Raw genomic sequence first — 12,726 nt, forward strand, 5'->3', positions numbered from 1 at the left:
ACGAGGGTGACTGCCTCCACGCATGTACCGGAGGGCTTGAATGGGCCGTTATGTCATCAGGCGACTGCTGCAGGCGATACCCGTCCTGCTCGGCGCCACGCTACTCATCTTCGCGATCGTCTTCGCCCTGCCCGGCGACCCCATCCAGGCACTGGCGGGCGAGAAGCGCCTGGACCCGGCTGTGGCCGAGGTCCTGCGCGACCAGTACCACCTGAATGATCCGCTGCTGCTGCAGTACTGGTACTACCTCAGCGGCGTGCTCCTCCACGGCGACTTCGGGACCACCTTCTCCAGGATCCCGGTCTCTCAGCTCATGGCCGGCAAGTTCCAGGTCACGCTGAACCTCGCGCTGACCGCGCTCGTCATGGAGGCCATCATCGGCGTCGGCCTCGGCCTGTGGGCGGCGCTGCGCCGCGGCAGGGCCTCCGACACCGCCATCCTCGCCTCGACGCTGCTGCTGATCTCCGTCCCCACGCTGGTGACGGGCTTCGTGCTGCAGCTCGTGCTCGGAGTCAAGCTCAAGCTGTGGACGGGAAGCGACATCTTCCCCGTGGCCGGCATCTCGGCCGGGTTCCGCAGCTACCTGCTGCCCGGTTTCGTGCTCGCCGGCACGTCGATCGCCTATCTCACCAGGTTGACGCGGACGAGCCTGGTGGAGACGCTGCGCGCGGACTACATCCGCACGGCCACCGCCAAGGGTCTGGCCAAACGCCGCGTCATCGGCAGGCACGGGCTCCGCAACGCCCTGATCCCGCTGGTCACCTACCTCGGCGCCGACCTCGGGAACCTGATGGGCGGCGCGGTCATCACGGAGACGATCTTCAACCTGCCGGGCATCGGCAACCAGCTGTTCAACTCGATCCTGCTGCGAGAACAGCCGGTCGTCGTGGGCATCGTGACCGTGCTGGTGCTGATCTACATCCTGGCCAACCTGGTCGTCGACATGTTGTACGCAGTGCTCGACCCGAGGATCCGCTATGAGTAACGAAGCAAACGTCGGGCCCATGCTGCCGGAAGCGAAGTCGCTGGTCACGGAGGCCCCGGCGCCACCGTCCCCCGACAAGCAGGGCAGGCGCGGCAAGCAGAAGCAGGAGAAGCCCGCCAGCCTGTGGACCGACGCCTGGTACGACCTGCGCCGCCGGCCGATGTTCATCATCTCCGCGGTGCTGATCGCGATCCTGCTGGTCATGGCGTTCTGGCCGTCGTTGTTCACCTCGATCGACCCGACCAACGCCCAGACCTGCGACCTGTCCACCGCCCGGCAGCTCCCCAGCGTGGGGCACCCGTTCGGCAAGGACAGCCAGGGGTGTGACGTGTTCGCCAGGACGATCTACGGCGCCCGCAACTCGATCGTGATCGGCGTGACCACCACGATCATCACCATGATCGTGGGCGGCCTGCTCGGCCTGTTCGCCGGCTTCCGCAGCGGCCTGATCGACTCGGTCTCCTCCCGGGTCACCGAGATCTTCTTCGCCATCCCGCCGATCCTGGGCGCCCTGCTGATCGCGGCGACCTTCCGCGACAGCGGCATCAACAGCATCATGCTGGTCATCGCGGCCCTGGCGGTGCTCGGCTGGCCGATGGTGTTCCGCATCATGCGGGCCTCGGTGATCACGGCCAAGAGCCAGGACTTCGTGGTCGCCGCGCGGGCGGTGGGCGCGGGCCAGTGGCGCATCATGTTCAAGCACCTGCTGCCGAACTCGCTGGCGCCGGTGATCGTGGTCAGCACGATCAACCTCGGCGGCTACATCGCGGCGGAGGCGGCGCTGTCGTTCCTCGGGGTCGGCGTGCAGTCGCCGGACATCTCGTGGGGCCTCATGATCGCCGACGCCCGGCCGCGGTTCCTCGACGCGTCGCTGCCGCTGTTCTTCCCGGCCCTGTTCCTGAGCATCACGGTGCTCGCGTTCATCATGCTGGGCGACGCCGTGCGTGACGCTCTCGATCCGAAGCTCAGGTAGAAGGGGGGATCAAGTGAAGAAGACGTCGACAGACGTGTTGCCCGCCGAGGGAGGGCTGGGCGACGAACCGCTGCTCGCGGTTGACGATCTGCACGTGGAGTTCCGTACGCGTCAGGGCGTCGTGCGCGCGGTGAACGGCGTGAGCTACACGGTCAACCCCGGTGAGACGCTGGCGGTGCTCGGCGAGTCGGGTTCGGGCAAGTCCGTGACCGCTCAGGCGATCATGGGCATCCTGGACATGCCGCCGGCCGTCATCCCCAAGGGCGAGATCCGCTTCAAGGGCACCGACCTGCTCAAGCTCTCGGAGGACGCGCGCACCCAGGTGCGCGGCCAGCGCATCGCGATGGTCTTCCAGGACGCCCTCTCGGCGCTCAACCCGGTGTTCACCGTGGGCTGGCAGATCAGCGAGATGTTCCGGGTCCACCGCGGCATGTCCAAGCGGGACGGCATGAACAAGGCCGTCGAGCTGATGGACAAGGTCCGCATCCCGGCCGCCCGTCAGCGCGTCAACGACTATCCGCACCAGTTCTCGGGCGGCATGCGGCAGCGCATCATGATCGCGATGTCGATCGCGCTCGACCCCGAGGTGCTGATCGCTGACGAGCCGACCACCGCCCTGGACGTGACCGTCCAGGCGCAGATCATGGAACTGCTGGCCGAGCTGCAGCGCGAGAGCCAGATGGGCATGATCCTGATCACCCACGACCTGGGCGTCGTGGCGGACGTGGCCGACAAGATCTCGGTCATGTACGCCGGCCGGATCGTGGAGAACGCCCCGGTGCACGACATCTACCGGTCGCCGGCGCACCCGTACACGAAGGGCCTGTTGGAGTCCATCCCCCGGGTGGACCTCAAGGGCCAGGAGCTGTACGCGATCAAGGGCCTGCCGCCCAACCTGCTCGACCTGCCGAGCGGGTGCGCGTTCAATCCCCGGTGCCCGTACCGGCAGGACAACTGCGTGACCGCCGCCCCCCAGCTCTACGAGATCAGCGGCACGCGTGGCAGCGCCTGCCACTACTGGAGGGAGGTCCTCGATGGCGAACGGCAGTGAGCGCATCCTTGAGGTTCGCGACCTGGTCAAGCACTTCCCCCTGACCCAGGGCATCGTCCTCAAGAAGCAGATCGGCGCGATCAAGGCCGTGGACGGCGTCTCGTTCGACCTCAACAGGGGCGAGACGCTGGGCATCGTGGGCGAGTCGGGCTGCGGCAAGTCCACGCTGGCCAAGGTGCTGATGGCGCTGGAGCGGCCGACCTCGGGCTCGGTGAAGATCAACGGCAAGGACATCGCCAAGGCCAGGGGCGGCGAGCTCAAGCGCATGCGCCGCAACATCCAGATGGTGATGCAGGACCCGTACACCTCGCTGAACCCCCGGATGACCGTCGGCGACATCATCGGCGAGCCGTACGAGATCCACACGGAGGTGGCGCCCAAGGGCGACCGCCGCCGCAAGGTGCAGGAGCTGCTGGAGGTCGTCGGGCTCAACCCCGACCACATCAACCGCTACCCGCACCAGTTCTCGGGCGGCCAGCGGCAGCGCATCGGCATCGCCCGCGGCCTGGCGCTGCAGCCGGAGATCATCGTCTGCGACGAGCCCGTCTCGGCGCTGGACGTGTCGATCCAGGCCCAGGTGATCAACCTGCTGGAGCGGCTGCAGAACGAGTTCAACCTGGCCTACATCTTCATCGCCCACGACCTGTCGGTGGTCCGCCACATCTCCGACCGGGTGGGCGTGATGTACCTGGGCAAGTTCGTCGAGCTCGGCAAGGACGTCGAGATCTACGACAAGCCCGCTCATCCGTACACGCAGGCGCTGCTGTCGGCGGTGCCGGTTCCCGACCCCGAGGGCCGGGAGCAGCGCGAGCGGATCATCCTGCAGGGCGACCCGCCCTCGCCCGCCAACCCGCCGTCGGGCTGCCGCTTCCGCACCCGCTGCTGGAAGGCGCAGGAGATCTGCGCGGAGGAGGAGCCGTTGCTGCAGATCCGGACGGGGACCGGGCACGAGAGCGCCTGTCACTTCGCCGAGACGCACGACGTGGTGCACGCGGGCTGACCGCGAGCGATCGTGAGGCCCTCCGGGAGACGCTCCCGGAGGGCCTTGTCACGTGGTGGCCACGATCGCCGAGCCGTGGCCGAACAGCCCCTGGTTGACCGCCAGGCCCACGCGCGCGCCCGGCACCTGCCGCCCGCCCGCCGCGCCGCGCAGCTGGTACGTCAGCTCGCACAGCTGCGCGATCGCCTGGGCCGGGATCGCCTCGCCGAAGGAGGCCAGGCCGCCCGACGGGTTGACCGGCACCCGGCCGCCGAGCGCGGTCTCGCCCGCCCGCAGCAGCTTGTCCGCCTCGCCCGGCGGGCACAGGCCGACGTCCTCGACCCAGTCCAGCTCCAGGGCGGTGGACAGGTCGTACACCTCGGCGAAGGAGACGTCCTCGGGGCCCAGGCCGGCCTCTTCGTAGGCCGCGTGCGCGATCGCGGCCCTGAAGGGCCTCTCGGGCGCGGGAACGGCGGCGCAGGACTCGGTGGCGAAGTTCGGCAGCTCCAGGATCGTGTTGGGGAAGGTCGGGGTCACCGTGGAGACGGCGGCCAGGCGCACCGGGGCCGTCGCGCCGAGCCGCCTGGCGTACGCCTGCGAGGCCAGCACGACCGCGGCCCCGCCGTCGGAGGTGGCGCAGATGTCCATCAGGCGCAGCGGGTCGGCCACCATGGGCGAGGCGAGCACCTCCTCCGCCGTGACCGGGCGGCGGTAGCGGGCCATGGGGTTGAGCGAGCCGGCGCGCGCGTTCTTGACCTTGACGGCGGCGAAGTCGTCGGCGGTGGAGCCGTACAGGGCCATGCGCCGGCGGGCGTACAGGCCGAAGTAGGCGGGGTTGGTCGCGCCGAGCAGGCGGAAGCGCAGCCAGTCGGGGTCGTCGTGCCGGTCGCCGCCGACCGGCTTGAAGAAGCCCTTGGGGGTGGAGTCCGCGCCCACCACGAGCGCGACGTCGCACAGCCCGGCCATGATCCTGGTCCGCGCGATGTCCACGGCCTGGGCCCCCGACGCGCAGGCCGCGTAGCAGGAGGCGATCCTGGCGCCCGTCCAGCCGAGCGCCTGGGCGTAGGTGGCGCCGGCCACGAAGCCGGGGTAGCCGTTCCTGATCGTGTCGGCCCCCACCACGTACTGGACGTCGGTCCAGGCCACGCCGGCGTCGCGGAGGGCGGCGCGGGCGGCGGCGACGCCGTACTCGGCGAAGGGACGTCCCCACTTGCCCCATGGGTGCATGCCCGCGCCGAGCACCACCACCGCGCTCACGAGGGCCGCCCCCACATCCACACCAGCGGCCCGTCGGCCAGCGGCCCGTGCACCAGCTCCAGCTCCATGCCCACCTCCAGATCGCCGGCCGTGAGGTCCCTGACCTGGCCGAGCACCACCAGCCCGGCGTCGTCGAGCTCGACGGCGGCCAGCGTGACCGGCCGGTACGGCTCCGCCGCCACGTACGGCTCCGGCGGCGGATAGCACGCCTCGGTGTAGGACCAGACGCGCCCGCGCCGCGGCAGCCGGACCTCGGCCGTCTCCTCGCCCGCGCAGCGCGGGTTGCGGCACAGGCCGGGCTGCGGCGGGAAGGCGACGGTCCCGCAGGTCAGGCAGGCGGTGCCGATGAGGTGGGTGGCGCCGTCCCCGTCGATGGCGAACCAGCCGTCGATCGCTAAGGTCATAGCCAGGAGTATTACACAAGCGCTTGCTAGGGTGAATCCCTCCGGCGCCGCCGCCGGGTCGCGACCACCCGCGCCGACATGGCCGCCGCCAGCACCACCATCCCGGCCACGACCGGCGCCCTGGAGGCGGGCGGCCGGGCCGGTCCCCGCCCGAAGTACGGGCCGGGCCGGGCGGCCGGTGAGACCCTTCCGTGGGCCAGCCGCCGGGCCTCCCGGAGGGCGAGCGGCGCGTCGGCCACCCCGTGCCCGTAGGCGGGGCTGTGGCCGCCCGCGGGCCGTCTCCTGGTGCCGCGCTCGACGGCCGTGCGCACCTGGTACGGCGACAGCTCCGGATGGGCCGACCGCACCAGGGCCGCCACGCCCGCGACCATGGCCGCCGCCGAGCTGGTGCCGTCGCCCACCACGTACCCGTCGCCGCCGTCGGCCGTGACGACGTCCGTGCCCGGCGCGACCACCGACAGGTAGTCCTGGCGGTTGGAGAAGGGGGCCACCCTGAGCCGCCGGTCCACCGCGCCCACGGCGATCACGCCCGGGTAGGCGGCGGGGAAGTTCTTCCTGTTGGCCGTGTCGCCGTCGTTGCCCGCCGAGGCCACCAGGACCGCGCCGCGGGCGAGCGCGTACTGCACGGCCTCCTCCTCGGCCGCCGAGCCCTCCCACGCGCCGCTGCCGCCGCCGAGGGACATGCTGATCACGTCCGCGCCGTGGTCGGCCGCGTACCTGATGCCGGCGGCCAGGGCGTCGCGGCGGCCGGCGCGCTGCTCGGCGCGCAGCGGGTCGGTGTTCTCCAGGGTGACCCTGATCGACAACACCCGCGCCGCGGGGGCCACGCCGACCACGCCCTCCGCGCGCCCCCGGCCGTGCCCGCGGCCGGCGATCAGGCCGGCCATGGCGGTGCCGTGGTGCCCCCAGAGCCGCGGGGGCGCGCCGGTCAGGTCGGGGCCCTGGGTGACGGCCCCCCGCAGGTCGGGGTGGCGGCCGTTCACGCCGGTGTCCAGCACGGCCACCAGCACGCCCGCGCCCCGGCTCTCCCGCCAGGCATTGGGCACGCGCAGCGCTCCGAGCTGCCACTGCCGGGCCCGCGCGGCGGCGCCCACACCGCCGGGGACGCTCGGCGAGGCCGCCGTCCGCACGTCGTCGGTGGCGCTGGACGCCACGCCCGCGACCCCGGCCGCCAGGATCAGAGCCGGCAGCAGGGACGCGAGCACCCTCATCGGGTCAGCGCCCGGTACAACGCCTCGGCGAGTTGCCGCGCGACCGCGCGCAGCCGCGGCGCGGCGCGGTCACCCGGCCGGTACGCCCGCCCGTCGGCGTACCCGGCGGCCGTCGCCACGAGGTAGGGGTCGCCGGACCCGGCCAGCGCCCCAGTGACGTACTGCCGCCGGCCGAACCGCTCGGCGGGCCCGCCGGGGAAGGCGACGGGCCGCACGGTGGCCGGGCGCGCCCCGCGGTACGTCCCGGGGCCCGGCCCGCCGAGCACGGCGATGCCGACGGTGGCCACGTACGTCTGGGTGCTGTCGGCGTACGTGGCCCGCAGGGCGGTCAGGCAGCCCGGTCGCACCGCGGCGGGCTGGAACGCCACCCGGCACGGCGCCTCGGGAGCCACGCCCGCCAGCACGTACGTCACCCTGGCCCCCGACGGGCTGAGGCCCGGCACGACCAGGGGGAAGATCCGCGTCACCGGCCAGGCGTGCCAGCGCTCCGGCACGGGCGCGTCGGCCTGCGGCCAGAACACGGACAGGATGGAGAGCAGCACGACGGACAGTTGGTACACGTCAACCTCGAACGGGAGGGGAGGGACGCCCGATCTGCCGTGCATTCTGGCACGCCGCCGATGATTCGTTCCGACGCTTCGGTAAACAGCCCGATACGCGGAGTAATTGATGTTATGCGGCTATTCGCCCTAGGGTGTCGGCGAAAGTCGGACATGCGCCCCAGGTGGGAGCCCCAGCCGCTGCGCCGCGTCGCCGTAGTTGACCGCGATGGCGATCAGCCCCGCCGAGTCCGTGAACGCCACCAGCTCGCCCGGCGGCACCGCCGCGAACGTCGCCCGGAAGGGCATCGCGAGCTGCCGCCGCCCGAGCCACACCCCCAGCGTGTCGCCCACCTGGACGCCCAGCGCCTGCAGGTCGCCGGCCGCGATCGACAGCTGCGTGTTGCCGTAGCGGTCGACCGAGACGACCTCGCCCTCCACCGAGCCGTCCCGCAGCAGCGAGGTCGGCGCGGGCAGCGTGACCAGCCGCTCGACCGGCACCCGGGGGCCCAGCTCGGCCGGGTCCAGGCCGCCGGCCAGCCGCCCGGCGACCGGCGCGAAGACGTCCCGGCCGTGGAAGGTCGGCGACACCGGCCGCAGGAAGAGCTCCTCGTTGCTGAGCGCGTACGCGGCCCGCGCGCCGCCGCTGGCGTGCACCGCCCAGGACAGCAGCCCGTTGTCGGGGCCGACGAACACCCGGCCGCCCGCCTCGACCGCCACCGACCGCCGCGCGCCGCCCACGCCGGGATCGACCGCGCCGATGTGGACGCCCTCAGGCAGGTAGGGGATGGTCTGGGCGAGGATCGCCGCGCCCCGCCGTACGTCGCCGGACGGGACGAGGTGGCACACGTCGATCACCCGCGCCTCGGGCGCGATCCCGGCGATCACTCCGTGGCAGGCGGCCACATAGCCGTCTTCGAGCCCGTAGTCCGTGAGGAGCGTGATGACTGGGGTCACATTTCGTGACTGTACGTCCGGCAATCCGCCGTGAACAGCCGCAGATCGCACATTACGATTGGCCACGGGCCGCGAAGCGTGCGATGTGATCGTCGCACGCCCCTTCCCGAGGAGGACATCATGGGAGCACCGCTCAGCGGTGACAGTGCTGCCCAGGAACCGTCCCGGACATCCCTCAACGACCGCGATCTCGAACTCCTCGCCTTCGAACGCCAATGGTGGCGGCACGCGGGCGCCAAGGAGCAGGCCATCAAGGAGACCTTCGGGTTCTCGGCCACCCGCTACTACCAGTTGCTCGGCGAGTTGATCGACAGACCGGAGGCGCTGGAGCAGGACCCGATGCTGGTCAAACGGTTGCGAAGGTTGCGCTCCACCCGTCAGCGCGACCGTGCGGCGAGACGGCTCGGCATGCGTCCCTGACCGGCTGGGTACGGCAGCCGCGTGAGGAACATCCCTGGTATGGAAGCGATCCTTAAAGATCCGTCCGGCGCCGTGATCGGGCTCGACTTCGACGGAACCCTGTCGCCGATCGTGCCCGATCCCGCCTCCGCCAAGATCCACCCCGAGGCCCCCGCCGTGCTCGCCGACCTGGGCGCGCACGTCGGCGCCGTGGCCATCGTGACCGGCAGGCCGGCGGCCACCGCGCTCGAACTCGGGCCCGGCCTGGCCGACGTGCCCGGCCTCGTGGTGCTCGGCCACTACGGCTTCGAACGGTGGGAGCACGGACGCGTCTCGGCGCCGCCGCCGCCGCCCGGCGTGCCGCGCGTCCGGGCCGAGCTGCCCCTGCTGCTCGACGCGCTCGGCCTGCACGGCGTGGTGATCGAGGACAAGGGCAGGGCGGTGGCCGTGCACACCAGGCGCGCCCTCGACCCCGAGGGCGCGCTCGCCGTGCTGCGCGAGCCGCTGGCCGAGCTGGCCGCGAAACACGGCCTGGTGATCGAGCCGGGACGCATGGTCCTGGAGCTGCGCCCGCCCGGCATGGACAAGGGCCACGCGCTCGGGCTGTTCCTGGCCGAGCGGGACGCCAGGTCCGTCATGTTCGTCGGCGACGACCTCGGCGACCTGGCCGCCTTCGACGCCGTACGCGCCTCGGGGCTGCCCGGCGTGACCGTGTGCAGCGGCTCGGCCGAGGTGACCGCGCTGGCCGAGCGGGCCGACATCGTGGTCGACGGGCCCGACGGCGTGGTGGCGCTGCTGCGGGAGCTGACGACGGCCTTCACCCGTCCCTAGAGCCCAGCCGTTCGTGAGCCGGCTCGCGGCCTTGCGCCGTCTGGGCCGGCTCGCGGCTTTCAGCCGTTCGTGATTGGGCTGCAAGTGGCGGGTCCTACGTTGGTGCGCATGTCACGACGATCTCTCGCCGCCGCCTCGGCCGCGGCTCTGGCCACTCTGGCTGCCGTGCTCGCCGTCCCCGGCGCCGCCTCCGCCGCCCCCGCCCAGCAGCTCAAGCTGCGCGGCGGCCTGACGCTCTACATCCCGATCGAGTGGGTGGTCCACCGCAAGGGCGGCGACGTCGTCCAGGTGGTCACCGGGCGGTGCGCCAAGCCGCAGGGCTGGGGCTCGCCCGAGTGCGACGCGTTCTACGTCCTCGGTCCCGCCGCGATCAAGCGGGGCGCCGAGGGGTTCGGGCCCTACACGGGCAAGGACCCGTACTATCCGGCCAGCGACGTGCAGCCCTGCCCGATCAACCGCAAGTGGGGCGAGGTCGTCGGCCCCAAGGTCACCAGGGGCTACCGGCAGATGGGGGCCGGGCACAAGGCCGCCTACAACGCCTGGCAGGCCACGTGCGTCAGCTACTCGGGCGGCGGCGTCAAGGCCCGCTTCACGCAGCGCGAGTGGTACCTGCCGAAGAGCGGGATCCTCGTCGTCGACCAGTGGAACACGCCCGGCCTGGCCGACACGCTCAAGTACGCCGACTGGAGATGAGCACCCCGGCGACCGCCAGGCCGATGACCACGGGCACCAGCAGGAACGCGTTCCCGGTGCCGTAGCCGTCGGCCAGCGCGCCGAGCAGCAGCGGGCCGATCGCCATGGCGGCGCCCGCCCACACGGGCGAGGCGGCCGCCGCCCGGTCCGCCCGGTCGCCCGAGGCGGCGATCAGCGTGCTCAGCGCGAGCGGGAACTGCAGCGACGCGCCCAGCCCGCTCAGCGCCAGCCCCGCGTACGACAGGATCGGCGCGGTGCTCGCCCAGAACAGCACCCAGCCGAGGGCCATCAGCCCCAGAGCGCCGGCCAGCAGCGGCGTGGCCGGCAGCCGCAGCGCGAGCTGCGCGCCCGCGAACCTGCCCGCCGCCATGCCGCAGACGAACGCCGTCAGCCCGGTCGCCGCGACGGCCGCCGGCACGCCCGTCCTGAGGGCGAACAGGTCGGCGGCCCACAGGTTGAACGTGAACTCCAGCGCCACGCAGCAGAACAGCACGCCCCCGGCCAGATGGAAGCGCCACCCGCCGCCCTCCCGCGCCGGGACGGCCTCCCCGGCGACCGCGCCGCCCCGCCCTCCGGCGACCCGCCGGGGCGCGGGCCAGGAGCGGCCCAGCGACAGCGCCAGCAGGGCGCTGACGGCCGGGGTGACCAGCAGGGCGGCCCGCCAGCCGAGCGCGCTCTGCGCCACCTGGCTGAGCACGAACGTCGCCACCATCCCCACCAGCACGCCCACGGCGTTGGCCTCGCTGAGCGCGGCCGGTCCCGCGGCCCCGTGGTGGTCGCTGAGCTCGGCCATCGCCGCGTAGAGCATGACCGAGCCGAAACCGCCGGCCACGCCGTAGCCGAGCAGCGTCAGGGGCAGCGCGGAGGCGGCCATGACCAGCAGCACGCCGGCGTTCATCCCGGCCAGGCCGAACCAGCACGTCGAGCGCCGGCCGAGCAGCCTGGTGAGCAGGGGCAGCGCGAGCCCGGCGCCGATCGTCCCGACCGCCATGGCGGTGCCGTGCAGCCCGGCGACGGTGGCCGTGGTGCGCTGGTCGGCGCGCAGCAGCGGGAGGGCGGCGCTCAGGCCGTACACGAACGTGGCGAACGTGCCGAGCAGGAAGTAGATGAGCCAGGTCGGACGGTCCCGGACGAGTCTGATGGGCACTGAGACCGTCGACACCCGGCAGCCTCCGTCATTGGCAGTGAACCCGACTTCTCATGTTAAAGCAGGGCGTCGAGTTGGGATTCCAGCCACTTGTGCGGCGGCAGCGCGGTGGCCGCCTCGTGCAGCCGGTCGCGCCGCCGCCGGCGTTCGTCCTCGGGCATCACCAGCGCCTCGTGCAGCGCGTCTGCCGTGCCGCTCACGTCGTAGGGGTTGACCACCAGCGCGTACGGGCCCAGCTCGGCGGCCGCCCCCGCCTCGCGCGAGAGCACCAGGGCGCAGCGCGGCGACAGGACCGGCCCCTCCTTGGCGACCAGGTTCATGCCGTCGCGGATGGGGTTGACCAGCAGCACGTCCGCCAGCCGGTAGGCGGCCAGCGAGCGGGGGTAGTCGTCGTTGACGTTGAGGATGACCGGGTCCCAGTCCTCGGTGGCGTACTCGTCCTCGATCTCGCGCGCGCAGCGCTGCACCGACGCGGTGTACTCGCGGTATTCGGGCAGGTCGTGCCGGCTGGGGTAGGCGAAGGCCAGGTGGACCACCTTGCCGTGCCACTCCGGATGGGCGGCCAGGAACTCGCGGTAGGCCAGCAGCCCGCGCACGATGTTCTTGGACAGCTCGGTGCGGTCGATGCGGACGATCAGCCGGCGTCCGGCCACCTGCTCGGCCAGCGCGGCCATGTGCGACTCGACGTCGGGCTCGCAGGCCCGCGCCCACAGGGCCGCGCCGTCCACGCCCAGGCTGTGCACGCCGACGCGGGTCGTCCTGCCCTCGTGGGTGACCGTGCCGGCCGCGCGGTCCACCCGCGCGCCCAGCAGCGCCTCGCAGCAGTCCATGAACGCCGCCGCCCACCGGGCGGTGAGGAAGCCCGCGTGGTCGGCCCCCAGGATGCCGTCGAGCACCTCCCTGGTCACCGCGTCGGGCAGCAGGGAGAAGTACTCGGGAGGCGCCCACGGCGTGTGGCTGAAGTGGGCGATGCGCAGGTCGGGCCGCTCGGCGCGGAGCATCGCCGGGGTGAGCGTCAGGTGGTAGTCCTGGACCATCACGCGCGCGCCGTGCCCGGCCTCCTCGGCCAGCGCCAGCGCGAACGCGCCGTTGTAGTCGCGGTAGGACTCCCACTCGCGCCGGAACTTGGTGCCGAAACTGGGGGAGTTGGGGATGTCGTACAGCAGGTGGTTGACGAACCACAGGGTCGAGTTGGCCACGGCGTTGTAGGCGCGGTGGAAGGTGGCCGCGGGGATGTCGAGCATCCGCAGGGCGCCCGTGTCGTAGCCGCCGCGGTCGAGCCGGCCCCCCGGGGCCAGGC

General features: G+C 72.4%; 14 protein-coding genes. 7 read left to right on the forward strand and 7 right to left on the reverse strand.

All coding sequences use genetic code 11. The annotated features are described in order from the left end of the window. Positions 1-40 precede the first annotated feature (40 nt). The 4 genes from ACWCSD_RS15655 to ACWCSD_RS15670 are packed head-to-tail and all read left to right on the forward strand — an operon-like array spanning position 41 to position 4,009. On the forward strand, positions 41-985 hold the full coding sequence (locus tag ACWCSD_RS15655; RefSeq protein ID WP_357999824.1) for an ABC transporter permease: 945 nt from the start codon (positions 41-43) through the stop codon (positions 983-985). Beyond that, a complete protein-coding gene (locus ACWCSD_RS15660; protein WP_364339940.1) occupies positions 978-1,958 on the forward strand; it encodes an ABC transporter permease in 981 nt (326 codons plus the stop codon). Before ACWCSD_RS15655 ends, ACWCSD_RS15660 begins: the two co-directional genes overlap by 8 nt. Before the next feature lie 13 nt (positions 1,959-1,971). Further along, complete coding sequence (locus ACWCSD_RS15665) at positions 1,972-3,009, forward strand: ABC transporter ATP-binding protein (protein WP_364339938.1); 1,038 nt, start codon at positions 1,972-1,974, stop codon at positions 3,007-3,009. Beyond that, positions 2,993-4,009, forward strand: coding sequence for an ABC transporter ATP-binding protein (locus ACWCSD_RS15670; protein ID WP_352361743.1), 1,017 nt, complete (start codon positions 2,993-2,995; stop codon positions 4,007-4,009). Before ACWCSD_RS15665 ends, ACWCSD_RS15670 begins: the two co-directional genes overlap by 17 nt. 48 nt (positions 4,010-4,057) lie before the next feature. On the opposite strand, the gene ACWCSD_RS15675 is transcribed toward ACWCSD_RS15670, so the two are convergent. The 5 genes from ACWCSD_RS15675 to ACWCSD_RS15695 all read right to left on the reverse strand — a co-directional run bounded on the left by ACWCSD_RS15675 (position 4,058) and on the right by ACWCSD_RS15695 (position 8,356). Then, positions 4,058-5,215, reverse strand: a complete 1,158-nt coding sequence (locus ACWCSD_RS15675) for a lipid-transfer protein (protein WP_449915538.1) — start codon at positions 5,213-5,215, stop codon at positions 4,058-4,060. A 26-nt stretch (positions 5,216-5,241) separates the two neighbouring features. After that, positions 5,242-5,649, reverse strand: coding sequence for a Zn-ribbon domain-containing OB-fold protein (locus ACWCSD_RS15680; protein WP_397161689.1), 408 nt, complete (start codon positions 5,647-5,649; stop codon positions 5,242-5,244). Positions 5,650-5,675: 26 nt separating this feature from the next. Beyond that, entirely contained in the window at positions 5,676-6,860 is a 1,185-nt protein-coding gene (locus ACWCSD_RS15685) for a S8 family serine peptidase (protein WP_397161688.1), read from the reverse strand. Then, positions 6,857-7,420: a hypothetical protein gene (locus tag ACWCSD_RS15690; protein WP_387681354.1), complete on the reverse strand. Its 564-nt coding sequence runs from the start codon at positions 7,418-7,420 to the stop codon at positions 6,857-6,859. The genes ACWCSD_RS15685 and ACWCSD_RS15690 overlap by 4 nt, the downstream gene beginning before the upstream one ends. A gap of 129 nt (positions 7,421-7,549) precedes the next feature. Further along, a complete protein-coding gene (locus tag ACWCSD_RS15695) occupies positions 7,550-8,356 on the reverse strand; it encodes an S-adenosyl-l-methionine hydroxide adenosyltransferase family protein (RefSeq protein ID WP_397161687.1) in 807 nt (268 codons plus the stop codon). Positions 8,357-8,476: 120 nt separating this feature from the next. On the opposite strand from ACWCSD_RS15695, the gene ACWCSD_RS15700 reads away from it, so the two are divergent. The 3 genes from ACWCSD_RS15700 (at position 8,477) to ACWCSD_RS15710 (ending at position 10,279) form a co-directional block, all read left to right on the forward strand. Beyond that, entirely contained in the window at positions 8,477-8,776 is a 300-nt protein-coding gene (locus ACWCSD_RS15700; RefSeq protein WP_352320870.1) for a DUF3263 domain-containing protein, read from the forward strand. A gap of 39 nt (positions 8,777-8,815) precedes the next feature. Beyond that, positions 8,816-9,586: a trehalose-phosphatase gene (gene otsB / locus ACWCSD_RS15705; RefSeq protein ID WP_449915527.1), complete on the forward strand. Its 771-nt coding sequence runs from the start codon at positions 8,816-8,818 to the stop codon at positions 9,584-9,586. Positions 9,587-9,694: 108 nt separating this feature from the next. Then, positions 9,695-10,279, forward strand: a complete 585-nt coding sequence (locus ACWCSD_RS15710; RefSeq protein WP_449915530.1) for a hypothetical protein — start codon at positions 9,695-9,697, stop codon at positions 10,277-10,279. Here ACWCSD_RS15710 and ACWCSD_RS15715 read toward each other — a convergent pair. Both ACWCSD_RS15715 and ACWCSD_RS15720 read right to left on the reverse strand, forming a co-directional pair. Beyond that, the gene (locus ACWCSD_RS15715; RefSeq protein ID WP_449915532.1) at positions 10,257-11,441 is read right to left on the reverse strand and encodes an MFS transporter; all 1,185 of its coding nucleotides are present in this window, start codon (positions 11,439-11,441) and stop codon (positions 10,257-10,259) included. The two genes, ACWCSD_RS15710 and ACWCSD_RS15715, sit on opposite strands and share 23 nt — an antisense overlap. A gap of 41 nt (positions 11,442-11,482) precedes the next feature. Continuing rightward, positions 11,483-12,726, reverse strand: a 1,244-nt coding sequence (locus tag ACWCSD_RS15720) for an alpha,alpha-trehalose-phosphate synthase (UDP-forming) (protein WP_449915535.1), incomplete at its 5' end; no start/stop codon positions are given.

Source organism: Nonomuraea sp. NPDC001684 (genome assembly GCF_053596515.1).

Excerpts from the sequence above, each read along its gene's own strand:
- ACWCSD_RS15655 (WP_357999824.1), top strand. The coding sequence starts at position 41 with ATGGGCCGTTATGTCATCAGGCGACTGCTGCAGGCGATACCCGTCCTG.
- ACWCSD_RS15700 (WP_352320870.1), top strand. The coding sequence starts at position 8,477 with ATGGGAGCACCGCTCAGCGGTGACAGTGCTGCCCAGGAACCGTCCCGG.
- ACWCSD_RS15660 (WP_364339940.1), top strand. The coding sequence starts at position 978 with ATGAGTAACGAAGCAAACGTCGGGCCCATGCTGCCGGAAGCGAAGTCG.
- ACWCSD_RS15670 (WP_352361743.1), top strand. The coding sequence starts at position 2,993 with ATGGCGAACGGCAGTGAGCGCATCCTTGAGGTTCGCGACCTGGTCAAG.
- ACWCSD_RS15710 (WP_449915530.1), top strand. The coding sequence starts at position 9,695 with ATGTCACGACGATCTCTCGCCGCCGCCTCGGCCGCGGCTCTGGCCACT.
- ACWCSD_RS15675 (WP_449915538.1), bottom strand. The coding sequence starts at position 5,215 with ATGCACCCATGGGGCAAGTGGGGACGTCCCTTCGCCGAGTACGGCGTC.
- ACWCSD_RS15685 (WP_397161688.1), bottom strand. The coding sequence starts at position 6,860 with ATGAGGGTGCTCGCGTCCCTGCTGCCGGCTCTGATCCTGGCGGCCGGG.
- ACWCSD_RS15680 (WP_397161689.1), bottom strand. The coding sequence starts at position 5,649 with ATGACCTTAGCGATCGACGGCTGGTTCGCCATCGACGGGGACGGCGCC.
- otsB (WP_449915527.1), top strand. The coding sequence starts at position 8,816 with ATGGAAGCGATCCTTAAAGATCCGTCCGGCGCCGTGATCGGGCTCGAC.